The organism is Vaginisenegalia massiliensis (assembly GCF_900604935.1).
Lineage (GTDB): Bacteria > Bacillota > Bacilli > Lactobacillales > Aerococcaceae > Vaginisenegalia > Vaginisenegalia massiliensis.
This window is the reverse complement of sequence record NZ_UWPC01000009.1, coordinates 1-24216: the sequence shown is the minus strand read 5'-3', so window position 1 is coordinate 24216 and position 24216 is coordinate 1. Positions and strand designations below refer to the sequence as shown.

The following is a 24216-nucleotide window of genomic DNA, read 5'->3' as shown; positions in this document are numbered from 1 at the left end:
ATGATTGAGTTCAGAGAAACTCAGTAGTGTTATTGAGAAAGGAATTTAATAATGACCCAAGAATCAATTTATGGATTAACACGTGATAATTTAACCGAATGGCTTCTTTCAGTCGGTGAAAAACGGTTCCGTGCCGATCAAATTTGGAAATGGCTTTATGATCAACGGGTGGATACATTCGCTGAAATGAATAATCTGCCTCAAAGCCTAATTGATCGCTTGAACGAACACTTTAGTTTCAGTCCCTTAGAAATTAAAATCGTGCAAAAAGCGGAAGATAAGACTACTAAGTTCTTATTCCAATTAAGTGATCAAACGATGATTGAGACGGTTCTTATGTACCATTCCTATGGAACCAGTGTCTGTGTTACGACCCAAATCGGTTGCAATATCGGTTGCAAATTCTGTGCCAGTGGCTTAATTCCTAAGCAACGAGACCTATCAGCAGGTGAAATTGTGGCTCAAATTATGTTTATTCAGAAGTATTTGGATCGGGAAGAACCTGGAACCAAAGTTTCCCATATTGTGGTAATGGGTATTGGTGAGCCGTTTGATAATTATGATAATGTGATGACTTTCTTACGGGTCGTGAATGATGATAAAGGTTTGGCTATTGGGGCTCGTCATATCACCGTTTCTACTTCAGGTTTAGCACCAAAAATTAAAGAATTTGCTCGCGAAGGTATTCAAGTGAACTTAGCGGTTTCGCTTCATGCTTCCAATAATGAAGTCCGCTCATCTATGATGCGGATTAATAATAAATATCCGATGGATGAACTGTTTGAAGCCATTTATGAGTATACAAGTTTAACCAATCGGCGGGTAACTTTCGAACACATTTTAATTGATGGGGTCAATGATAAGCCTGAGCATGCTCAAGAATTGGCTGATTTATTAAAACCGATGCGCAAGCTAGCTTATGTTAATTTAATTCCTTATAATCCAGTTGTAGAGAATCCTTATGAACGAAGCAAGCCTGAAAATATTGCTAAATTCTTTGATATTTTAATGCAAAATAAGATCAATTGTGTTGTGCGAAAAGAGCACGGTACGGACATTGAAGCGGCTTGTGGTCAATTGCGGAGTCAATATTTACGTAAACAACGTCGCAAACGCGCTGAAGCGTCAGAAAAATAATCTTAATTGGGTCCAAGCTAAATGATCCTTAGCTTGGGCTTTTTTGATGCTAAGGAAGGCTACTTGACTAGCAAGAATATCATCGCTAGAATTTAGGTGCAAACAAGGAAGAAACGCATTTGTAAGCGGTATCGTGATGAAAAGAGGAGAACTTTTATGGATATAAAGTTAGCTAGTCAAGCTGTTTTGACGGATATGATTCAATGGCGACGTGATCTACACCAGATACCAGAGTTAGGCAACGAATTGCCACAAACCGTGGCTTATGTCTGTCACGTTCTAGAAGAATTAGGTATTGACTATGATTCGTCTTATGTGGAGGGTAATGGCATTGTTGCTTTGATTGACGGCCAAGGCCCTAAGTCTGAAACTAGCCAACGTGTATTAGCTATGCGAGCTGATATGGATGGACTACCGATTCAGGAAGCGACAGGTTTGGTTTTTAGTTCTTTAAACCAAAATATGCATGCTTGCGGTCATGATGGACATACGGCTATTTTACTTGGAGCAGCGAAAATACTGCAAGCTAACCGTCATCTATTCTCCGGGACCATTAAATTGATTTTTCAGCCGGGTGAGGAATATCCTGGTGGCGCTCGGCCTATGATTGAAGAGGGAGCTTTGGACAATCCGCGAGTGACCCGGATTGTTGGCATCCACGAAGGGCAGTTGGATCCCAACGCACCCAGTGGGACCATCGCCTATAAAGCTGGAGCCTTAATGGCCTCTATGGATCGTTTTCTAATCGAGATAGTAGGTAAAGGCTGGCATGGAGCCTACCCAGAACAGGCCCACGATCCTATCGTGGCGGCTGGACAATTAATCACCGCTCTACAAACCATCAAAAGTCGAAATATTAAGGCGAGTCAAGCTCATGTTATCTCGATTACTCGTGTTGAGGGTGGCTATAACCAAAATATTATTCCGGATTGCGTTGAATTAGAAGGAACGGTGAGAACCTTTGATGATGAATTGCGGCGCTTTATTCATCAGAAAATAGACCAAATAGCGCAAGGGATTAGCCAGGCAATGGGGGTTACGTGTCGAGTGACCTATGATTATAAATATCCGGCTGTCCTCAATGATGCTCAAGTAGTCGAGGAGTCCGTGGCGGCTTTAAGCCGGCAATTTGGCCCTGACCGCTTATTTGCATGTCAGGAAGCCTTAATGGGTGGCGAAGACTTTGCTTTTTATTTAAAAGAGGTTCCAGGTGCGTATTTCTTTTTGACTAATCCGGGAATGATTGAAGGGGCTTTTCATGGTCATCATCATCCGAAATTTGATGTGGATGAAAGTTATTTTGCCTTAGGGGCAGCGACTTTTGTCAGCTTGGCTTTGGATTATTTAGCCTAGTTTTGTTGAATCAAAAGGGAGATAGAACCCATGCAAGTAATTGACGATTTAGCTCTCATCGAGGAAGCTAAACGGACCCAATCGCTTTTTGTCATTCTAGTGACGCAAGATTCCTGTGGCGTTTGTCATGCCATAGAAGGTCCGTTATCGGCTATCTTGGCTGATAAGGAAATTCCAGCTTTTCAGATTAAAGCTAATAATTTGCCGCAAGTCGCGTCTTATTTAGAAGTATTGACCGTTCCAGTCGTCTTAATCTTTCAGTATGACAGGGAGATTCATCGCCAAGCTCGTTTTATTGATTTAATGCGAATAGAACGATTGTTGACCCAAGTCGCGCAATAAGTAACTAAAAACCCCCTAATTTAGACTAGGAGTAAGAACTCGATGTCTAGATTAGGGGGATCTGTTTTATCTTCTCTTTCTAGTAGCGATATCTTTTTTGAAGATAGCGAGCGAAGAGGGAGAGGGAGTAACAAATGATGAAATAATACAAGGCCAAGAGCATAAACATAGGGATAACATAATTATTATTTTGTCCATAGACAATTTGAGCACTGTGCATTAATTCAGGTAAAGTGATGACGGTTGCTAAGGAAGTATCTTTGATTAAAGCAATCAGTTGGCTGACAACTGAAGGCAAAGTCTGGCGAACCGCTTGAGGGAGTAAGATGTAGCGTAAGGTTTCATTTGGCGTGAAGGCAGAGGCTAGACCGGCTTCGGTTTGTCCAAGAGGAATGGCTTGCAAGCCGCCGCGGATGATCTCAGATACCATACAGGATTCAAAGACCGTCATGGCCACAATAGTGGACCAGAAGGGATTGAAGTGAACTCCCAAACGAGGCAAGGCAAAATATGTGAAGAAAATGATTAACAAGAGGGGAAGGTTGCGAATGGTATCAATGACTAAGCCTAATAGCTGTGAAAAACCAGGAATTTTCAAATAACGAAGAATCCCCAATAAGTTACCAAGAAGAATACTAAAGGTAATGGTTAAAGCAGCTACTTCCAAAGTTACTATCAAGCCCTTAAGAAGAAAGCGTAGATTAATCCATTGATAGGCATCGGTAAAATTCATATGTCATTCCTCCTTTTAAGATAGGGCTAAGCGGCGTTCCAAATGCTTCATTAAGAAGGTTAATGGAACGGTGATGCATAAGTAGAATAGGCCAATTAATATATAGGTTTCAAAGGTGTTGAAGGTTTCTTGGGAGATTAAATCGCCGTAGTACATCAAGTCAAGACCGGCCACCATGGCTAGAGTCGATGAGTTTTTGACTAAGTTAATAAATTGATTGCCTAGAGCAGGGATAATGATGCGAACGGCTTGAGGTAAAATAATATAGCGCATGGTTTGTTGACGAGTAAAACCTTGGCTTAAGCCAGCTTCATGCTGACCGACACTAATTGATTGGATACCAGCACGAACATTATCAGCAATGAAGGAAGATGTATAGAGAGTTAAGCCAATAACCCCTGCTGCAAAGCCATCAATTGGGAAGACATACATCGGGATCACGATATAAAAGAACATGACGATGACCAAAAGGGGAATATTACGGAAGAATTCAACGTAGCAAGTTGCTAGACGACGGGTAAGACCTGAGGGTGAAACTTGGAGTACCCCCATCAAACCACCTAGGAGGCACGAACCGATTAAAGCGATGCAACTCGCTAATAAAGTGTGAAGGAAGCCCTCAACTAACTGAGGACCATATTGGTTTAAGAGTGCAGACATATTATTTGGCCTCCTTTGGGGGTAAAGTTCCGAACCATTTAAGGTAGAGTTTATCGTAGGTACCATTTTGGTGAAGAGTTTCTAAGGCACGATTGATTTCGTTGAGTAAAGGTTTTTGCCCCTTATTCACAGCGATGCCATAAGGATCTTCAGTAAAGTTGCCTCCAACGAGTTTATATCCTTTATTTTGTTTCATTAGACCTAAAAGAATGGAATTGTCAGTTGACATAGCTTGTCCTTGACCGGAAGCTAAGGCAGTAAAGGCTTCGTTGTAGGTATCTAATTCTAAGATGCCAGTTTGAGGAGCTAATTCTTTAATATGTTTAGCGGCTGTCGTCCCTTTAACAACAAGTACTTTATCTTTGCTGGTCAAGTCTTTAACACTCTGGATAGGAGAGTTATTGGGAACGAGGAGTGATTGCCCTGCATCAAAATAAGAACTTGAGAAATCAACGATTTTTTGTCGTTCAGGGGTAATAGTCATGGTGGCAATAATCACATCGATATTCCCATTCTTTAATAGAGGAACCCGGGTTTTACCTGTGACTTCGGTGAAGACGGCTTTGCCCTTACCTTGCGTCATTTCAGCCGTTAAGGCTTTAGCGATGTCAATATCAAATCCTTGCAATTCAGCGGCTTCGATATTATAGATGCCAAATAGGTTGGTATCGGCTTTGACGCCCCAGGTAATGACATGTTGATCTTGTTTTTGAATCCGACTGAGAATATCTTGTTGGCTAGCTTTATTGCTACAAGCTGATAAGCAAAAGAAGCAAATCATTAATAAGGGGATTAAAAAGCGTTTCTGTTTCATAAGAGCCCTCCTTAATGTGAAATGACTTTGTTTAAGAAGTGGATAGTTGCTTCGTGTTCTGGATGAGCAAAGAAATTCTGACTTGGACGATCTTCAAGGATAGATCCATCTTTCATAAAGATGGTGCGATCGGATACTTCGCGAGCAAAGCCCATTTCATGAGTCACGACAATCATCGTCATGTTATGCTCTTGAGCCAGTTTTTTCATAACGTCGAGTACATCTCCGATTGTCTCAGGGTCTAAAGCAGAGGTTGGTTCATCAAATAGCAAGGCTTTAGGATTCATGGCTAAGCCGCGTGCGATGGCTACCCGTTGTTTTTGCCCACCAGAAATTTGGCGTGGATAGTGATCTTTTTTATCCCACATATTAACTTTAGTGAGGAATTTTTCTGCACGTGCCACGGCTTCTTCCTTGCTTAAACCAAGGACCTTCATCGGAGCTAAAGTGATATTTTCTAATACAGTCATGTGAGGATAGAGCTCAAAATGTTGGAATACCATCCCGACTTGTTGACGGATGGTGCGGATGTCTGTTTCAGGAGCACCGATTTCTTGACCCAATACGGTCAAACGACCTGAATCAAATTGCTCTAGTCCATTAATACAACGAATGAGAGTTGATTTACCTGATCCAGATGGACCTAGGATAGTAACGACTTCACCTTCGTTAATGGTAAGATTAATATCACGTAAGGCATGGTAGTCACCATAGTATTTGTTGAAGTCTTTGAATTCGATCATATTCATTCCTACTTTCTTTTAGATTGTTAAAACCAGAGCAATAAATTAGTTTTTAATGAGAAACTACAGTGAATACTGTAATATAAATGCATATATAATGTCAAGGCTATATTTATATAAAGTTAGAATTATAACAAACTTGTCTGTAAGTTGCGAAAATGAGCAAGAAAACCGGAACGTTAAAACGCTTTCATGAACATATTTGACCAGAGTTTTATTTGTGAATACTGAACAAGGACTTGCGTTTGTAAGCGTTTGCCTTGATTTGCACAAGATTTTTTCGGAAAAATTTGATTTGGACCTATTTTGTTTATTATTTTTGGGGTCTCTGCTTTATGAATATGCAAGGAGATGCTATACTAATTTATGGTAAGGCTTTCAGGTTGGATGGGTTTGGCAAAGAAGGAGAGGTTTAATCATGTATAAAATTTTAACGAACGATGATTATCGAATGTCGACATGGAGTGGTGGAACGACGACGGAAATCTTGTTAGATCCGCCACAAGGAAATTACCAAGAACGTGATTTTAATTTTCGTATTTCAACGGCAACTGTTGACTTGCCTGAATCGGAATTTTCACCTCTAGAAGGTTTTAAGCGGATTATCATGCCACTTGAAGGTCAAATGACCCTCACGCATACGAGTCAAAATGACCAAGCAGAAGTGGTTGAGCTTGCGACCTTTGAAACAGATTATTTTGAAGGCGGCGATTTAACTCACAGCGTGGGTAAATGCACTGATTTTAATCTCATATATAAACCTCATTATTCTGGAACAATGAATGCTTTAGAGGGAGGAGAAGAGCGCTCTTTATTTGCTGGAGAAACTTATATCTTTTATGCCCTTCAAGATGTAGAACTTAATTTGATGCCAGAATGGGATCAAGATAGTCAAGGGGAAACTCTTCACCTTGAAAAAGGACAGTCCTTATATGTAACGGATCTAGAAGATACCTATCTCTTAAGCTTACAAGGCCAAGAGAACCAAGTAGTTACCATAGAAGTCTGTGTGTATTTAAATGATTAAACTAAAAAATAGAACCTACTTAAGTTTCCTTAAGTAGGTTCTATTTATTTAGTCTCGCGGTATGGGGTAGTTTTCAATAACTTTTAGAAGGTCTGTTTCGTTTAAAATATGAATGGGGGTCTTAGCTACAATAAGTTCTAAGGCTTTTTTAGTCTTGGTAGATACCCCTTTTGGATTCCGTTTTATATTCTGTTGGCCGCAAAGGAGATAGTGGGTATGCTGGGTAGGTTGATTTTGGATAATGGCCCCTGATTTAATTAAATAGGTCAGTAATTGTTGTCGATGCGCACACTTAAAAGAACCGGTAATGACAAGATTCTGTTGGTAGAAGGGATGATTAGGGTCTAGATTCAGTTGGTCTAGCGGAGTGAGTTTATAAGAGGGGCTGGTCTGTTTGGGAGATCGACTAGCGCGCTTATTAAAACCGTGTTGGCCTAAGCAGCCTAAACGAGGATATCCTAATAAAGAGGCCAATTCACTTGGTTCTTGGAGTTCGTAATTCTTTAGTAAAGCGTTGAGTATTTGACCACAAATTAAGGCATCACTAAGAGCGTTATGGTGATCTAACGGAAGTTGGTAGTAATTGGCTAAGGTATTTAATCGATGATTTGGGACGTCCTTTATGACTTGTTTGGTAAGAGCAACCGTACATAAATATGAAAGAGGCGGGATTGGAAGTTGATATTTGCTCATGACGCCACTAAGAGCCGCCATATCGAAAGGGGCATTATGGGCGACAATAGGGTAATCGGCAATAAAAGATAAGACATCCTCATGGATTTGGGGCCAAGTAGGTTGTTGATGGACATCATCCGGGGTAATATGATGAATTTGCATATTATGCCAAGAAAAATTTTCTTGGGGATTGATTAGTTGATAATACTGATCAACAATTTGTCCGTGCGTGAACTTGACCAGACCGATTGAGCAAATACTAGCTGTGTTTTGATTAGCTGTCTCTACATCTAATGCTATGAAGCTTGACATTGTTTTTGCCCCTTTCATAATGTTGGGCTAATTATAACAAAAAAACTCGCCGTAGCGAGTTTTTGAGTATAAATATTAGAAAAGTAGGTTTGGACATTCTTCGTTGTTAAGGACTTGATGGAAATTATCGTAAGAAAATTCAACCATATTGCTGACTGCCTCTTCGGTGTTGGAACCAATGTGTGGCGTCATTAAGACGCGTGGATAAAGTTCAACTAGTTCCTTGATAGTCGAATCAGGGATTGGGTTCTCTTGATCAAATTCTTTAAAGAAAATAGTTGATTCATTTGCTAAGACGTCGGTTGCAAAACCGGCTAATTTATTAGCTTTTAAGGCCTTTAAGATGGCTTCGTTGTCTTGTAATTCGCCACGAGCGGTGTTCACTAAGATAGCATCATGGCGCATTTTATTAATGAATTCTTCATTTACCATCTTATCGTTTTGACCAGGGATATAGGCTGGATGAAGACTGACAATGTCACTCATGGCTAATAAATCATCTAATTCAACAAATTCAATCATTTCTTTGGCTTCATCAGATTGGTAGATATCGTAGCCAATGACACGGGCTCCTAAGCCCTTGTATAGTTTGGCTTCAGTTAAACCAATTTTACCGGTACCAATAATGCCGACCGTTGATTTGCGGATTTCGCGTGAGAACATCTGTGGGCTGACCTTGAAATTACCATGAGAAGTCCGATCTGCGGTGTATTGGACATTGCGTAACAGAGACAAAGCCATGGTCAAGGCTAACTCAGCAATGGCATTAGGTGAGTAACCTGGAACACGGGCTACTATTTGGCCAAGTTCTTGAGCAGCTTTAAGATCGATATGATTATAACCGACTGTACGAGTGAACACGTATTTGATGCCATAGTCTTTTAGTTGACTTAAATTTTGACGGTCAGCGACACAATTCGCACGCAATAAGACAGCGTCGTGATCTTTAGCCGTTTCAATATTATCGTGAGTCAGTAAGTCCGGAATTAAAGTTAATTGGTAGTGATATTTATTCAATGAATGGAATATATCCACTTCATTGGGACGAACACCATAACAAGCAATTTTAAACATAGAGGACTCCTTTCAGATTTAGAATAAGCCAGCTGTTGATAGGACTTGTAAAATAACAATCCAGATTGGAATGGCGATGACAGCAGCTAATGTAGATAGAAGTGAAGCGTTAGACGTTAATAAAGCATCGCGATCAAAACCGATTGCATAGGCTGCCGCAACCGTTGCTGTTGGAGTGGCCATCATAATAGCCGTAGCTGCAATCGCAATAAATTGTAAGTCTAAAATGCCAAGAGCGTTAAGGATAAGAATACCCACCAAGTTAATTAACGGAACCATCACAACTTTGATAAAGCTATAGTACCAAGCAATTTTGTTGCTGGCTGCTTTTTTGAAATCGACTTCGCCTAATTGAGCCCCGATTGACAACCAAGCAAGAGGAGATGCTAAACTACTCAAGTATTTCATCGGATCGAATAACCATGGAGCTGTTGTATCGATACGTAAGAAAGCGACTTTTTCACCTGCTACTGTAACCTGAGGAAGAGAGCCTTGGAAAACCCAAATGAATAAACCAAGGAAAGTCGCGATGACAATTAAATTACCGAAGATTTGTTTGAGGTTCTTCTTTTCGAATTTTAAACCAGACATTGTCACATATGCCCAAGTATATAAGAAAATACGATAACCAATGTTAAATATATTCGCATAAATGGTTCCCTCATCACCATAAATAGCGGCAATCATAGGGATTCCGAAGAAAGTGGTTGAACCAAAGACACTCAGTACAGATAAAGTCGTTTGACGATCTTTAGGAAATTTCATATAGAATAATGGCGTTAAGAAAATCAAGATAATATATAGAGCAATACCCCAAATAAGAACGCCCATACTTTGACTTAATTGGCTTGGATTAATGGGTTTCATAAAAGCTGTGAAAGCTAATGCTGGTAAGGCTACTTTTAGGACTAAATTGGATAATACTTTGGCCACATTCTCACCAAAAATCCCTTTGCGGCGGCAATAAAAACCAACTAAGATGATGAGAACGGTAGAGGCAATCGCACTCAATACTTCAGGGTTTGAAAAAGTTCCTGCAATAACTTGTGAAATATTCATAATATTTCCCCTTTCAAAAATAATTTTTTGCTACATAAGTATATACAATTTTTCACAATATAACAAGAAAATATTTTTCATAAAAAGGGCTATATATAAGCTTTTGTAAATGATTACGTTTTCAGATATTCATAATTAAGTGGTTTACGTCACAAAGGTAAGTAAATATATTGCATGTTAAGGAACAAAATAATAACAAAAAAACACACCACATGTTAAATAAATAACAAGTGGTGTGTTTTATTTAGACATTTATTAATGTTCGTTAGGATCATTTTCTGCATCTTGATGCGTTGGGTGGATTGTGCCAGGCACATGATCAGGGCCAGCATAAATTGTATAAAGTTTTAAAGGTTGATCACCTGTATTTTCAACGTTATGCCACATATCCGCTGGAACGAAGATAGCATCATCATCGCTAACTTCTTGTTGGAAGTTCAAATTATCTTTGCTAGGACCCATTTTGCAGAGGCCTTGACCTTTTTCGATTCGGAGGAATTGATCAATACCTTCATGAACTTCTAGGCCGATATCATCTCCAGGTTGAATGGTCATAACGGTTAATTGAAGCTTTTCACCCGTCCATAGGGTGGCACGGAAATTCTCATTATCGACGGTTGCTTTCTCGATGTCTAACACATAAGGTTCTTTACCATGATCTTTGTAATCCATTGTCATCTTTTTCACTCCGTTTCTACTAATAATGATTATAATTAAAGTCTAACACTGATTGTTTTTAAGTCAAATAAAACGAATATACCCGACTAACCTTTGCAAGTTAACGGATTATCACTATAATAGAAATAATAAATTAGTGTATATGATTGAGGAGTAGTCTATGAGTCGTGAGAAGTTAAAATCATTAAAACGAATTGTCATTAAAATTGGAACCAATTCGATTATGCGCCCGGGTCAACAAGTTGACTTCCGTAAGCTTGATCGGATAGCGTTTGTGTGTTCATCATTACAACAAGAGGGTTATGAAGTTATTTTGGTTTCTTCTGGAGCTGTAGGAGTAGGTGCGGCTATGTTGAAGGTCAGTGATTATCCCAAAGAAATTTCTGAGCAACAAGCGCTCGCTTCCGTTGGGCAAGGAGCCTTAATGAACTTATATAGTCGCTTTTTCCGAGCCTATCAACAATTCGTGGGTCAAATTCTTATTACACGTGACGTGGTGGACTTTCCTTCTTCAAAATATAATTGTCAAACAGCAATTAATACCCTATTAAAGAAGGGTATTATTCCGATTATTAATGAAAATGATGCGATATCCGTTGACGAAATGAATCATCAGACCAAATTTGGTGACAATGATACCTTATCGGCTATTGTTGCCCGTTTAATCGAGGCTGACCTCTTGGTGATTATGAGCGATGTGGACGGACTCTATGATAAAAATCCAAAACTCCATTCTGATGCGGAACTCCTCGACCACATTAGTGCCATTACGCCAGAGGTTTTGGCTATGGCTGGCGGATCGGGTTCAACTTTTGCGACGGGTGGCATGGAGACAAAATTACGGGCGGCTGAATTAATTTTGGCCAATCAACAAGCTATGATTATCACGTCGGCAGCGGATCCGACTGTTTTATTCGATATTGTTGCTGGAGAAAAAGTGGGCACCTTATTTTCGCAAGTCTAGGAGGAAACCATGAAAGATTTAGTATTAATGGAGATGGGAAAGACGGCTCAAGCGACTGCGCGTCGTTTACGTCAAGTTAGTGTCAAAGAAAAGAATGAAGCTCTAGAGAAAATGGCTCAAGCGCTTGAAGAACACCAAGAGGCTATTTTACAAGCTAACCAAGAAGATTGCCGGTTGGCCCAAAATAATGGATTGAGTTCAGCAATGATTGAACGGTTGAGTTTAAATCCAGAGCGAGTAGTCGCTATGGCACAAGGTTTACGATTTATTGCTACTTTGGCTGATCCGACTCAAATGAGTGACCGGCAGTGGGTGAATGAGGATGGCCTTCTAATTAGCCGCCGTCGCGTGCCAATTGGCGTGATTGGAATTATCTACGAATCGCGGCCGAACGTGACAGTTGATGCGACAGGCCTTTGCTTAAAAGCGGGGAATGCGGTAATTTTACGTGGAGGTAAAGAAGCCTTAAATAGTAATCGAGCGATTGTCCAAGCCATGCAAACTGGCTTGAAACAGACTGTCGTTCCTGCAAGTGCGGTTCAATTGATTGAGGATCCTTCTCGTGAATTAGCGACCGCTTTAATGCAATTTAATGAATGTATTGATTGCCTCATTCCTCGCGGGGGAGCAGGGCTCATTTCATCTGTGGTTAAGAATGCTACGGTTCCGGTTATAGAAACAGGGACGGGCAACTGTCATCTCTATTGTCATGAAGCGGCTGATTTAGCTATGGCTCGAGATATCTTGTTAAATGGAAAAGTTCAACGGCCGTCGGTTTGCAATGCCTTAGAGACCGTCTTAGTGGATCGATCGATTGCAGCTCATGCCGTTCCTTACTTGGCCCAAGCCTTGCTAGATCAAGGAGTGGAAATTCGGGGTGACGAGGCAACTTGTCACTTGGTACCACAAGCTGTCTCGGCTAAGAAGATAGATTACCAGATGGAATTTCTGGATTATGTGATTGCCTTTAAGGTTGTCGATAATTACCAAGAAGCGATCGATCATATTGAACAATACTCAACCGGTCACTCCGAAGTTATTATCACTCAGAATTATCAAGTCGCTCAAGATTTCGTTAATGATATCGATTCTGCTGCCGTTTATGTTAATGCCTCGACTCGGTTTACCGATGGAGCCATGTTTGGTTTTGGTGGTGAAATTGGTATTTCCACGCAAAAATTACACGCTCGTGGACCAATGGGATTGGAAGCTTTGACTTCCTACAAGTATATTGTTTTAGGTAGTGGTCAAGTTCGAGCATAATGCTTTAAGCCAGACAATGAGGTGTCTGGCTTGTCTTATACATTTTTTAAAGGAGGGACTATCTTGATTAAAGTAGTATTTATCTGTTTAGGCAATATTTGTCGTTCACCCATGGCTCAAGTCGTTTTTCAAGATGAGGTAGCCAAAGCGGGTTTAAGTCATGTAATCGAGATAGATTCTGCTGCTACAAGCTCTTGGGAGGAAGGAAACCCTACTCATCCGGGAACACGCCAGAAATTAGCGCAAGTAGGGTTAAGCTGTGACGGTTTGGTTTCGCGCCCCTTGCATTTGAATGATGGGCAAGCGGATTACCTGATAGGGATGGATCAGACAAATATCACTGATATTAAGCAACAATTGGGTCCGCATATTAAAGGACAAGTCAAGCGATTGTTGGACTACACGGACCAAGCCCGTGATATAGCAGATCCGTGGTATACGGGTGATTTTGAACAAACTTACCAAGATGTTCGGTTGGGCTGTCAGGCTTTACTTGCTTACCTCATCGAACAAGAAAAATTGTCATAACAAGAAGGAGTGAATCACTATTAAAACAGAACAAATTGAGGGACGCGAGGTTTCCAATTTAAATTTATTTGATGTATTTTCACTAGGATTTGGTGGTGCTGTGGGAGCCGGAATTTTTGTATTGACAGGGTTAGCCATCCAAGCAACAGGGCGTTCGGTGATTTTAGCGGTCGTTTGTGCGGTTATTTTTATGGTTTTAGCTAACTTCTTCTCAATCTTATTAGCCTCGATGTTTAAGTTGACGGGCGGAGACTATAGCCAGAAAGCACTCTTGTTCAATCCGCTGATGACAGGCTTAACGGGCTACCTTAATTTTATTTTTGCTTGTTCAATTGCCATGTATGCTATTGCTATAGTTCAATATGGGTCTATGATTTTTCCACAAATTAAGGTCTATGATAAATGGATTGAAATTGCGATTATTTCTTTTTTCTTTTTAACGACCATTCGAGGCTCCAAGTTTATGTCGCAAGTTAATAATGTGATGACAATCATCTTGATGGGAGCTCTGGGATTATTTATTTGCTTCGGCTTGCCGGAGATTGATTATAGTCATTATTTTACAAATGAGCCTTTTTTCAAACATGGCTTTACGGGTTTTATTAGTGCGGTTGCTTTAATGTCGTTTGCCTGTCAGGGTATTACTCAAGGTCCTATTTCGGTGGCTACGGTGACTCGGGACTCTTTGCGAACGATTCCTAAAGCCATGGGTTTAGTTGCTTTAGCCTTGGCATTCTTCTATGGTTTTATTACCTTAGTGGCTTCAGGCGTCTTGCCAACTCACGATGTTGCAGGTAAGAATCTTAGTTTAGTTGCTCAAGCTATCTTTCCTCATTGGGTGTTTGTGGCTTTTGTTCTAGCAGGAGCAGTGTTTGCCATTGCGACGTCCTTAATGAGTATGATTACCATGGTTCGCTATCCTATTTTAAAAGTGGCCCAAGATGGTTGGTTACCGGGGGTTTTTAGTAAAACCACGCAGGAGGGCTATCCATATGTCATCTATGGTGTCTATTATTTGATTGCTATCTGTCCAATATTATTCAATTTATCGCTCGATGTACTTGTTTCAGCCATTATGATTCCGTTAATGCTGATGAATGTATATTTGAACATTGCATGCCTAAAAATGATTAAAGATTACCCTCGCCGTTGGCAGCAATCGATTCTTCATATGCCCAAACCGTGTATCTATCTGATTTCGGCTTTGGCGACGGCAGCTTCGGCTGTTGTCTGCTATCAACTGTTTGTGGGCTTAACCTCTTTCCAGAAAATCTTGATGGTTGTTGTTTCTTTAGCCTTGTATATCTTTGCCTATGTGCGGATTAAGGCAGGTCATGTTGATTTGTCTAAGCTTGAAGCGGAACGGCAAGAAATTTTAATCGATTTGGATGAAACAATAGGATAACTTTTGGTGACTGGCTTAAAATTTGTTAAACTGATGAGGCAAGAAGAGGTGAACAAATGGATAAGCAAAAATTAAAAACCCTATTTTGGTCCACATTTACTTTGAGTGCCTTTACCTTTGGTGGGGGCTACGTCATTATTTCTCTCATGCGGTCTAAATTCGTCAATCAACTTCATTGGCTTGAGGAAGAGGAGATGCTCGACTTAATCGCCATTGCTCAATCCTCGCCGGGTGTTATAGCTGTCAATGGGGCGATTGGTGTGGGATATAAGGTAGCCGGTCTGATGGGCGTGTTAGTAGCCGTCTTGGGTACTGTCTTACCCCCTTTTACAATCATCACAGTTATTTCTTTCTTTTATGAGGCGTTAGCGCAAAATCCGCTCTTTGATCAACTCTTAGATGGAATGCAAGCGGGTGTCGCTGCAGTCATCTGTTTAGTTGTGTGGGACTTGTTAGTGAAGTTAAATGAAAAGGCAACTTGGCTAGAATACGTGATTTTATCCTTGGCTTTTATAGCAAGCTTTGTCTATCATTTGAATGTGGTCTATATCATTTTGGCTTGTATTGCTTTAGGCATAGGCTTAACTTTTTGGCGCAAATCCACTTCAGATAGTGAAGGGGAGGTCGCGTCATGATTCTTTGGGAACTCTTTATTGCTTTTTTGCAGATTGGTGCGTTCAGTTTTGGTGGGGGCTATGCAGCCTTACCTTTATTACAAAATCAAGTTGTAACTATTCATGGTTGGCTGAGTGTGGAAGAGTTTAATCATTTAGTTACTATTTCGCAGATGACACCTGGACCAATTGCCATCAATTCGGCAACGTTCATTGGTATTCGCGTAGCGGGTCCACTAGGAGCGGTTGTGGCTACCACTGCGAGTGTTTTACCTTCTTGTATTTTGGTCACGCTGATTACTTTCCTTTATGTTAAGTATAAAGATATTAGTCTTCTGCAATCGGTCTTATCTGTTTTACGGCCGGCGGTTATTGCCTTGATTGCTGGGGCTGGCCTATCTATTTTGTTAACCTCTATCTTTGGCGTATCGGCGCAAATTAATTTGGCTCATTTCAATTGGGCAATGGCTGCGATATTCTTACTATGCTTGGTTTTATTAAAGAAAGGCTACAATGCTATCGGCATAATGTTTTTAGCTGGAATTTTAAACATGATTCAAGCCAATTTGTTCCAATGAAATTATAACAGAATAACAAATTCATAATATTACAGTTGTGAATGCGCTTTTATTTGTGAAAATAAGGGCGTGTTTTTTTGTTTTGCTTTCTGGATGGTTTAATTGAATTTTGGGGTCGGATACCATTTAGAAGTTGCCAATTAATTTTAGACAATGTGAATTTTTAGCAAAGAACGTAGCTGTCTATTGAAAAACATTGATAGTAAAGAGGTTGTGAATGTGAATCATTTAACTAATTACTTGTGTATTTAATCTGTTTTATTTATAATGGACCTAACTTAGAAGAGAGGTCGTGTCGATATGACATCAGAAGAAAGAGAAACAGTCACGTCGTTTATTAACAAAGTTCTAAACGGAACTGCTATTGCCATTGTCGTGGCTCTTATTCCTAATGCAATTTTAGCTACAGTTTTAAAACCATTTGTTGCTAATTCTGCTTTAGCGATGGATTTTTATCATATTGTTGTTGTATTCCAATTTCTAACGCCAATTATGGCCGGGGTTCTTATTGGTCAACAGTTTAAATTGACTCCAATGCAAATGTTGGCTGTAGGTGGCGCTGCTTTTATTGGATCTGGCGCTTGGGTCTTTAATCCTGAAATTGTAACCGCGGTGGGTAAAGGCGCTTTTCAATTAAAGGGAATCGGTGACTTAATCAATATGATGCTAACAGCATCGTTAGCTGTCTTAGCTATTAAAGCAGTTGGCCATAAGTTTGGATCCCTGAATATCATTTTATTACCTATTTTAATCGGGACGGGTGTTGGTTTTGTAGGTTGGAAATTATTGCCTATTGTTTCCTCGATTACGACCTTAATTGGCCAAGGTATCAATAGCTTCACGACTCTTCAACCTTTATTGATGACTATCTTGATTGCTATGTCCTTTGCCATTATTATTGTGAGCCCCATTTCAACCGTTGCGATTGGTTTAGCTATTGGCTTAGACGGATTGGCTTCTGGAGCAGCATCGATGGGGATTGCTGCGACCACGGCTGTCCTAGTATGGGGAACCTTAAAACGTAATAAAACGGGGGTTCCTGTTGCGATTGGTTTAGGTGCTATGAAGATGATGATGCCAAATTTCTTAAAACATCCGATTATGGCCGTGCCCTTATTAATTAATGCGGCTCTCTGTGGAGCAATGGTGCCTATGTTTAATTTGGTAGGGACACCCGCTACTTCTGGCTTTGGTTTAGTAGGTTTAGTGGGTCCGATTGCTTCCTTGCAAGGAGGATGCGGCGTGGCTATCATGATTTTGGCATGGATCGTCATTCCTTTTGTGGGTGGTTTTATCGCTAATAAAGTTTGTCAAGATATGTTGAAATTATATACCGATGACATCTTTGTTTTTGAAGGTTAAGTAAAATAAGGAGGATATTTGTATGTTAATTTATATTGCTGGATCCGGGGCTATGGGATGTCGTTTTGGTTATCAATTAAGTAAAACAAATCATGAAGTGATTTTATTGGATAATTGGGCCGACCACATTAAGGCAGTGAACGAACAAGGTTTGCGGGTGACTGGAGATATCGAAGAAACAGTTCAAATTCCAATGATGTTGCCTAGCCAAGCGACCCGGCAAGCTGATTTAATTATCTTATTTACCAAAGCCATGCAGTTAACAACTATGTTAAGTGATATCCAATCCTTAATTGGTTCAGACACTAAGGTGCTTTGTTTATTAAATGGTTTAGGGCATCAAGAAGTGATTAGCCAATATGTTCCTTTGAAAAATATCTTGATGGGGGTAACGGTTTGGACAGCGGGTCTTCCAGAACCAGGTCATGTGAATCTTAAAGGGGTCGGTACGGTTAATTTACAAAGTATTGACCCAGCAGAAAAGGAGGCTGGTCAAGCTGTCGCTCAAGTTCTGAATGAAGCTGGTTTGAATGCGACTTATGACGAAGATGTGGTTCCATCAATCTGGCGCAAAGCCTGTGTCAATGGTAGTATGAATTCAACCTGTGCTCTAGTAGATTGCACGATTGGTCAATTTTTTGCCAGCCAAGAAGGGAAAGACTTAGTCAAAGCCATTATTCATGAATTCGTGATCGTGGCCAAAGCTGAAGGTGTGGTACTAAATGAAGACGAAATGGTTCAATATGTGATGGATACATCGATTAAAGCGGCTCATCACTATCCTTCTATGCATCAAGACCTCGTTCAAAATAAACGCTTAACGGAGATTGATTATCTGAATGGTGCAGTGAATCAAATGGGGCAAAAACACGGAATTGATACGCCAGTATGTCGTACAATCACCCAATTGATTCATGCCAAAGAAAGCTTGTTCCAGAATAAATAAGCTAATTAAAAGGCCCGCTTTCGCGGGCCTTTTTGTATGGAATTAAGAATCAACTATTCGATAATTCCATTTTCATATTTAGCAGCAACTCCAGTTGCTCGTAAGATATATTTGATGATTTCGACAATAACAATGATGCTGAATGAAGCAAACACCACAATCTCAATATGTTGGAAATCTGGTACAGTAACTGAGAAGAATTGGTTGATACCAGGCGTTAAGATAACGCCTAATAAGAGAATACCCGAACCAATTGAAGCAATGTTTAAGTATTTGTTATTGAATGGATTTGAGCTTAGGAGTGATTGGAAGACTGATTTCACGTTATAGGCGTGGAATAGTTGGATCAAACCTAAGGTTGCAAAAGCCATCGTTTCTCCTTCATTTATTGATAGTTTTTGTTGGTAAACAGTGAACCAATAAACAAAGAGGGTAATACCTCCTTCAAGGATACCTTGGTAAATAATGGAAGGTAAGACACCGTTCGATAAGAAGTTAGATTGTTTAGTCCGTGGAGGACGTTTCATTGAGTTCTTCTCGGCTTTTTCCATACCTAAGGCAATTGCTGGGAAAACATCCGTTACAAGGTTAATCCAAAGGATATGAACCGGTTCAAGGATGGTCCAACCCATCAAGGTGGCAATGAATAAGGTTAAGACTTCCCCTAAGTTAGCTGATAATAGATATTGGATGGCTTTTTGAATGTTAGCGAAGACTTTACGACCTTCTTCAACAGCCACAACAATAGTTTCGAAGTTGTCGTCGGCTAGAACCATATCAGAAGCTCCTTTAGAAACTTCGGTACCGGTAATTCCCATACCAACCCCGATATCGGCTTGTTTAAGGGATGGAGCATCGTTCACGCCATCACCTGTCATGGAAACAGTCTTATCGTTAGCTTGCCAAGCTTTAATGATGCGAACTTTATGCTCAGGCGAAACACGGGCATAAACAGAGAAATCATTGACTTTCTTAATGAGTTCTTCGTCAGAAATAGTATCTAATTCTGCTCCGGTAATAACGTGACTAGCATTATCTTCGCCGGCGTTAAGAATGGTTAAGCGTTCGGCGATGGCTTGAGCGGTTTCAGCATGGTCACCTGTAATCATGACAACCCGCATACCGGCTTCTCGAGCTACTTTGATAGCCTCAGCAGCTTCTTTGCGCTCAGGGTCAATCATACCGACTAAACCAGCAAAGATTAAGTTCTGTTCAACTGTGTCAGTGTCAATTTTGCTTGGTAATTGGTCAACGATTTGATAGGCCCCAGCCAAGACCCGTAACGCTTCATGAGCCATAGCTGAGTTGTTTTTAAGGATTTCTTGACGTTGGACATCATCTAGAGGCTGAATTTGACCATTGATATCAATTGACTGACAACGATTTAATAATTGATCGGGAGCCCCTTTAACTGCCACTAAGTAGCGACCATCTTCAAGTTTGTGAATGGTTGACATTAATTTACGAGTGGAATCAAAAGGAACTTCTTCAATCCGTGGTGTTTGGGCTAAGCGTTCTTTTAAGTTATATTGATGATCGAGAGCGAACTTGATCATAGCTGTCTCGGTTGGGTCACCGATTAATTCGCCATTGGCATCAATCTTAGTGTCGTTAGCGAAGACAATCGAACGAAGTAAAGGTGATTCTAAATCAAGACCGTCTTTTGCATCACGTAATTCGTTATTTGAATACGTCTTTTCAATGGTCATTTTGTTGAGGGTTAAGGTTCCTGTTTTATCTGAACAGATAATTTGGGTACCACCTAAAGTTTCCACCGCAGGTAGAGTCCGAACCAAGGCTTTACGTTCAGCCATAGTCCGTGTACCTAAAGAAAGGATAATGGTAGAAATAGCAGGTAAACCTTCGGGAATCGCTGCAACAGCTAAAGAGATAGCAATTAAGAGCATTTCATACCACGGACGACCATTCATCAAACCAACGATAAAGGTGACAGCCGCGATCACTAAAATCATAATGGTTAAGAACTTACCTAATTTATCTTGGTCACGTTGGAGTGGTGTTTTTTGTTTCTCGGTCGCGTTTAACATATTAGCAATATGGCCCACTTCGGTGTTCATGGCTGTGTTGGTTACGACGGCTAAACCACGACCATAGGTCACGTTGGTTGTAGAGAAGACCATGTTAGACCGATCACCAATCCCAACTTCTTCTCCTTCGATATTAGCGATTGATTTTTCTACGGGAACCGACTCACCTGTTAAAGCTGCTTCTTCGACTTTAAGGGAGTTAGCTTCAATTAAACGCATATCAGCTGGAACAACGTCACCGGCTTCTAATAGAACGATGTCGCCCGGCACAAGATCAAGACTCTTGATGGTAGAAGTGTGGCCATCGCGGCGCACACGAGCATCCGGTGAAGCCATCTTACGTAAAGCATCAATGGATTCTTCGGCTTTAGCTTCTTGGAAGACACCCATGATTGCATTTAAGAAGACTACTAAAAGAATAATAATAGCATCAGCTGGATCTTCACCATGTTGAATTCCCATAAAGAATGAGATAGCGGCAGCAGCCAGCAAGACAATAATCATGAAGTCTTTGAATTGCTCGATAAATTTCTGTAGGAGCGTTGTTTTTTCTTCGGCTTGCAATTCATTTTTACCGAATTGCTCCAAGCGTTTTTGAGCCTCTTGGCTGGATAACCCTTTGGCAGTATCTGTCTCAAGTTGAGAGACAATGGATTCAACCGTATCTTTGTACGGAACAAAATCATTTTTGACCATATTTTCCTCCTATTATTTGGCACAATCAAGGGATGACAAATTAAAAGAGACTTACGCACAGTCCAAAAGTTTTCTTCGGCTGGCATAAGTCTCACTAATTAAGTACAGTACCAGCAGCCGGTGGCTACTTATCGTTGTTGATACTGACGAGGCAGAGCCTCTAGTTACTCCCTTATGAACACTAATTTATCTAAAGTATAATAAAATTTGAAAGTCAATGCAAATGAAAGACAAGCTAAGAAAGTAAATTATTCATAAATGATTCGTGACAAGTTCATAACTTACAGGTAGAATGATAAGCAAATAAACAGGCGATAAACGCGGAGGGAAATAAACCATGTCTAGAATGGATAAATACAAAAAAACGAAACGCAAAGGAAATAGCTTACTTACTTTTGTTGGCGTTCTACTAATTTTAGCGGCGTTAGCTTTGTTAGCTATCAACCCAATCAAAGACTATTTGATCGATCAAGGAACGAAAGAAAACGCCATTGCCAATATGACGCGTAATCAAATCGAATCCAACCAACAAAAGGACGTAACCTTTGATTTCGATGATGTCAGCAACCTTAATGCTTATGATGTGATTAAGAATAATGTCAATCCAAAAGATTTACCAACGATTGGGGCGATTGCTATTCCAAATGTTAAGATGAATCTTCCAATCTATAAGGGTGTCTCCGATGCAGGGATGTATCTAGGGGCAGGGACTTTAAGACCCGATGTTAAGATGGGCAACGACAATTATGCGATTGCTAGCCATCATACCTTGAAAAAAGGCTACCTTTTTGAACCGCTCCTAAGGGTGAAAAATGGCGATTTAATTTACTTAACGGATTTAGATAGCGTCTATGTATACAAAGTCTTCTATAAAGAAGTTTTGGATCCAACTCGGGTAGATGTAATTGACCCAACAAGTGATCCTATCGTTACATTAGTTACTTGTGCGACCGGAGAAAATAACTTCCAACGCTTAGTCGTTCAAGGAAGCTTAGTCGAGAAAGTAGCTATCAAAGACGCGAACAAGGATATGATTAAAGCCTTTGACTTAAAACAAAATAATGTTGCCAATTAGTTCAAGCACCTTTGCCGGCCAACAATAGCTGATTTTAGCTTTTGTTGGTCTTTTTTTGCATACAAACCAGATTAGTAAATTTTTAACTTCTTTAACTTGGTTAGGAGACAAGCCTTGGGTATAATAGAAAATGGAATGAAAATGAAAGGATGAACGGCATGCGATTTTTAGTGACCAACGATGATGGTATTTATGCTCCAGGTTTAAAAACATTAGTTTCAGTCTTAAAAGAATTTGGGCAGGTGACAGTCGTGTGTCCAGACGGTCAACGTTCAGGTTATGGACACTCCATTAGTGTCTCTCATCCACTATCGGTCGAAGAGGTCCATCTTCTACCAGATGTAGAGGCTTATCATGTCAATGGTACGCCAGCCGATTGTGTAAAGTTAGCTCTTGAAAAACTCTGCCATCACCGACCAGACTGGCTCATTTCAGGGATGAATGCTGGGGCTAATGTCGGTCAGGATGTCTTCTATTCGGGGACCATTGGGGCTGCGCGCGAAGGGGCTTTGAATGGGGTGGCTTCCTTAGCTGTCTCGTTAGCACGCAATGAAGAAGGCGACTTGAATTTTGACCAATCTATGCCGATTCTTCATCATAGTCTAGCAAAACTACTAACCTTAAAGATTCCTACGGCGACCTTTTTAAACTTAAATATTCCGGCTTGCCCGGCTGCTCAAGTTCAAGGTTATCGTTTTGCTCCTTTAGGATTAGATGAAATGAAGTTTAGTTTTAAGAGCTACCATGATCCTAAGGGACGGCCTGTCTATTGGTTACGCAATCTCTATCAACAATTGGATTCAGATCAAGAAACCGATTATGGTCTCTTGCACCAAGGCTTTGTAACCGTGTCAGCTGTTCAAGTGGACACTAATCATGAGACACTCAATCATGAATTTCAACGTGTATTTGAACCATAAATAAGACTTTTCTCGCCGTTTCTTCCCTAAGAACGGTTGAGACTAGCGGATGAAACCGTTATACTTTAGCGGTGCAGATTAATGTTCGGGGAGTGGTAATATGAAAAAAGTCTTATTGATTAATACAGGTGGAACGATTGCCATGTCTGAGGATCAAACGACCGGGAAGGTGTCGCCATCTTCGGAAAATCCAATTCATACCCAAAGTGCCTTTTTTAATAAGTTTGCTGAGTTAACAGTGGTTGATCTTTTTAATATGCCGTCTCCTCACATGACCGAGGAACGCATGTTAGAGCTAAGCCATTATGTGCAAAGTCGGGCAGCAGAATTTGATGGCATGGTGATTACGCATGGAACGGATACATTAGAAGAAACAGCTTATTTCTTGGAATTAACCTTAGACTTACCTATTCCTGTTGTCCTAACGGGTGCCATGCGGTCCAGTAATGAAATTGGCTCAGATGGGCTAGCTAATTTACGGTCGTCCATTTTTGTAGCAGCGGCCGATGCTTCTCAAGGTAAAGGAGTCTTAGTCGTGATGAACGAAGAAATTCATACAGCTACCTATGTGACCAAGACCCATACAACCAATTTAGCTACTTTCCAAACGCCAACCTTTGGGCCAATCGGTCTAATTTCCAAAAACCAGGTCCTTTATTTCCAAAATTTACTTCGACAAGAGTATTATCCACTCACCAAAGTCGATCAGCGGGTAGCCTTACTCAAAGCCTATGCTGGTATGGATGGAGATATCGTGCAAGCTATCAGCCAAGCGGGTTATCAAGGATTGGTCATTGAAGGCTTGGGTGCAGGTAACTTGCCACCTAAAACCTTGACAGCGCTCGATGGTTTGTTGGCACAAGGAATTCCAGTGGTCATGGTTTCACGAGCCTTTAATGGGGTAACAGAAGATGTTTATGATTATGTGGGTGGCGGTAAGCAACTGCGTCAAGCAGGAGTGATTTTTGCCCAAGGTTTAAGCGGCGTCAAAGCCCGTTTGAAACTGATGGCCCTTTTAAATACCGATGCGCCAGTCAACATTCAAGAAGCCTTTCACTTATAAAAGTTAAAAAGCCCCGATTCTGTAGTGGACCCAAAAAGTTGAACTTTTTATTAAGCCACTGTCATTAAAGCAAGATTTCTGTATTCTACAGGAGTCTTGCTTTTTAATTTTCTCTTCTTCCTAACTAAATTATAATATTCTATATAG

At 40.5% G+C, this 24216-nt stretch carries 25 protein-coding genes; 15 read left to right on the top strand and 10 right to left on the bottom strand.

The window, feature by feature from the left end:
• Positions 1-51: 51 nt before the first annotated feature.
• From rlmN to EIH20_RS06710, 3 genes are all read left to right on the top strand, one after another.
• Positions 52-1137, top strand: a complete 1086-nt coding sequence (gene rlmN / locus EIH20_RS06720; RefSeq protein ID WP_124059011.1) for a dual-specificity RNA methyltransferase RlmN — start codon at positions 52-54, stop codon at positions 1135-1137.
• Positions 1138-1293: 156 nt separating this feature from the next.
• On the top strand, positions 1294-2490 hold the full coding sequence (locus tag EIH20_RS06715; protein ID WP_124059009.1) for a M20 metallopeptidase family protein: 1197 nt from the start codon (positions 1294-1296) through the stop codon (positions 2488-2490).
• Between the two features lie 30 nt (positions 2491-2520).
• Positions 2521-2832, top strand: coding sequence for a thioredoxin family protein (locus tag EIH20_RS06710; RefSeq protein WP_124059007.1), 312 nt, complete (start codon positions 2521-2523; stop codon positions 2830-2832).
• A gap of 79 nt (positions 2833-2911) precedes the next feature.
• On the opposite strand, the gene EIH20_RS06705 is transcribed toward EIH20_RS06710, so the two are convergent.
• Genes EIH20_RS06705 through EIH20_RS06690 form a run of 4 tightly spaced genes read right to left on the bottom strand, consistent with a single transcriptional unit; the run spans position 2912 to position 5788 of the window.
• Positions 2912-3565 carry an amino acid ABC transporter permease gene (locus EIH20_RS06705; protein WP_124059005.1) on the bottom strand — a complete coding sequence of 218 codons (654 nt, stop codon included), beginning with the start codon at positions 3563-3565 and terminating at the stop codon, positions 2912-2914.
• A gap of 15 nt (positions 3566-3580) precedes the next feature.
• Positions 3581-4225 (bottom strand): amino acid ABC transporter permease, encoded by a 645-nt coding sequence (locus tag EIH20_RS06700; RefSeq protein ID WP_124059003.1) that lies wholly within the window; start codon positions 4223-4225, stop codon positions 3581-3583.
• 1 nt (position 4226) lies between these two features.
• Positions 4227-5039 carry a transporter substrate-binding domain-containing protein gene (locus EIH20_RS06695; protein WP_124059001.1) on the bottom strand — a complete coding sequence of 271 codons (813 nt, stop codon included), beginning with the start codon at positions 5037-5039 and terminating at the stop codon, positions 4227-4229.
• Between the two features lie 11 nt (positions 5040-5050).
• Positions 5051-5788, bottom strand: coding sequence for an amino acid ABC transporter ATP-binding protein (locus tag EIH20_RS06690; RefSeq protein ID WP_164470894.1), 738 nt, complete (start codon positions 5786-5788; stop codon positions 5051-5053).
• Positions 5789-6200: 412 nt separating this feature from the next.
• On the opposite strand from EIH20_RS06690, the gene EIH20_RS06685 reads away from it, so the two are divergent.
• Positions 6201-6809 carry a HutD/Ves family protein gene (locus EIH20_RS06685; RefSeq protein WP_124058997.1) on the top strand — a complete coding sequence of 203 codons (609 nt, stop codon included), beginning with the start codon at positions 6201-6203 and terminating at the stop codon, positions 6807-6809.
• A 48-nt stretch (positions 6810-6857) separates the two neighbouring features.
• Here the strand turns inward: EIH20_RS06685 and EIH20_RS06680 are convergent, their stop codons facing one another.
• The 4 genes from EIH20_RS06680 to EIH20_RS06665 all read right to left on the bottom strand — a co-directional run bounded on the left by EIH20_RS06680 (position 6858) and on the right by EIH20_RS06665 (position 10607).
• Entirely contained in the window at positions 6858-7796 is a 939-nt protein-coding gene (locus EIH20_RS06680; RefSeq protein WP_164470893.1) for an exonuclease domain-containing protein, read from the bottom strand.
• Between the two features lie 75 nt (positions 7797-7871).
• On the bottom strand, positions 7872-8870 hold the full coding sequence (locus tag EIH20_RS06675; protein ID WP_124058993.1) for a 2-hydroxyacid dehydrogenase: 999 nt from the start codon (positions 8868-8870) through the stop codon (positions 7872-7874).
• 18 nt (positions 8871-8888) lie between these two features.
• A complete protein-coding gene (locus tag EIH20_RS06670; RefSeq protein WP_124058991.1) occupies positions 8889-9929 on the bottom strand; it encodes an AEC family transporter in 1041 nt (346 codons plus the stop codon).
• Between the two features lie 255 nt (positions 9930-10184).
• A complete protein-coding gene (locus EIH20_RS06665; RefSeq protein ID WP_124058990.1) occupies positions 10185-10607 on the bottom strand; it encodes a cupin domain-containing protein in 423 nt (140 codons plus the stop codon).
• A gap of 160 nt (positions 10608-10767) precedes the next feature.
• On the opposite strand from EIH20_RS06665, the gene proB reads away from it, so the two are divergent.
• The 8 genes from proB to EIH20_RS06625 all read left to right on the top strand — a co-directional run bounded on the left by proB (position 10768) and on the right by EIH20_RS06625 (position 18267).
• On the top strand, positions 10768-11571 hold the full coding sequence (gene proB, locus EIH20_RS06660; RefSeq protein ID WP_124058988.1) for a glutamate 5-kinase: 804 nt from the start codon (positions 10768-10770) through the stop codon (positions 11569-11571).
• Positions 11572-11580: 9 nt separating this feature from the next.
• Positions 11581-12834 (top strand): glutamate-5-semialdehyde dehydrogenase, encoded by a 1254-nt coding sequence (locus EIH20_RS06655; RefSeq protein ID WP_124058986.1) that lies wholly within the window; start codon positions 11581-11583, stop codon positions 12832-12834.
• 63 nt (positions 12835-12897) lie between these two features.
• Entirely contained in the window at positions 12898-13362 is a 465-nt protein-coding gene (locus EIH20_RS06650) for a low molecular weight protein-tyrosine-phosphatase (protein WP_124058984.1), read from the top strand.
• A 13-nt stretch (positions 13363-13375) separates the two neighbouring features.
• Positions 13376-14767, top strand: coding sequence for an amino acid permease (locus tag EIH20_RS06645; RefSeq protein ID WP_206424115.1), 1392 nt, complete (start codon positions 13376-13378; stop codon positions 14765-14767).
• Positions 14768-14823: 56 nt separating this feature from the next.
• Positions 14824-15402, top strand: coding sequence for a chromate transporter (locus EIH20_RS06640; protein WP_124058980.1), 579 nt, complete (start codon positions 14824-14826; stop codon positions 15400-15402).
• Entirely contained in the window at positions 15399-15959 is a 561-nt protein-coding gene (locus EIH20_RS06635; protein WP_124058978.1) for a chromate transporter, read from the top strand. Before EIH20_RS06640 ends, EIH20_RS06635 begins: the two co-directional genes overlap by 4 nt.
• A 300-nt stretch (positions 15960-16259) precedes the next feature.
• Positions 16260-17321, top strand: a complete 1062-nt coding sequence (locus tag EIH20_RS06630) for a PTS sugar transporter subunit IIC (protein ID WP_124058976.1) — start codon at positions 16260-16262, stop codon at positions 17319-17321.
• A gap of 22 nt (positions 17322-17343) precedes the next feature.
• Entirely contained in the window at positions 17344-18267 is a 924-nt protein-coding gene (locus tag EIH20_RS06625) for a 2-dehydropantoate 2-reductase (RefSeq protein WP_124058974.1), read from the top strand.
• A gap of 53 nt (positions 18268-18320) precedes the next feature.
• Here EIH20_RS06625 and EIH20_RS06620 read toward each other — a convergent pair whose 3' ends face one another.
• Positions 18321-21011 (bottom strand): cation-translocating P-type ATPase, encoded by a 2691-nt coding sequence (locus EIH20_RS06620; RefSeq protein ID WP_124058972.1) that lies wholly within the window; start codon positions 21009-21011, stop codon positions 18321-18323.
• A 346-nt stretch (positions 21012-21357) separates the two neighbouring features.
• On the opposite strand from EIH20_RS06620, the gene EIH20_RS06615 reads away from it, so the two are divergent.
• The 3 genes from EIH20_RS06615 to EIH20_RS06605 all read left to right on the top strand — a co-directional run bounded on the left by EIH20_RS06615 (position 21358) and on the right by EIH20_RS06605 (position 24069).
• Positions 21358-22086: a class A sortase gene (locus EIH20_RS06615; protein ID WP_241152404.1), complete on the top strand. Its 729-nt coding sequence runs from the start codon at positions 21358-21360 to the stop codon at positions 22084-22086.
• Positions 22087-22244: 158 nt separating this feature from the next.
• On the top strand, positions 22245-23006 hold the full coding sequence (surE, locus tag EIH20_RS06610; protein ID WP_164470892.1) for a 5'/3'-nucleotidase SurE: 762 nt from the start codon (positions 22245-22247) through the stop codon (positions 23004-23006).
• Between the two features lie 100 nt (positions 23007-23106).
• Complete coding sequence (locus EIH20_RS06605; RefSeq protein ID WP_124058965.1) at positions 23107-24069, top strand: asparaginase; 963 nt, start codon at positions 23107-23109, stop codon at positions 24067-24069.
• A gap of 50 nt (positions 24070-24119) precedes the next feature.
• Here EIH20_RS06605 and EIH20_RS08740 read toward each other — a convergent pair whose 3' ends face one another.
• On the bottom strand, positions 24120-24212 hold the full coding sequence (locus tag EIH20_RS08740; protein WP_420894250.1) for an IS3 family transposase: 93 nt from the start codon (positions 24210-24212) through the stop codon (positions 24120-24122).
• Between the last annotated feature and the right edge of the window lie 4 nt (positions 24213-24216).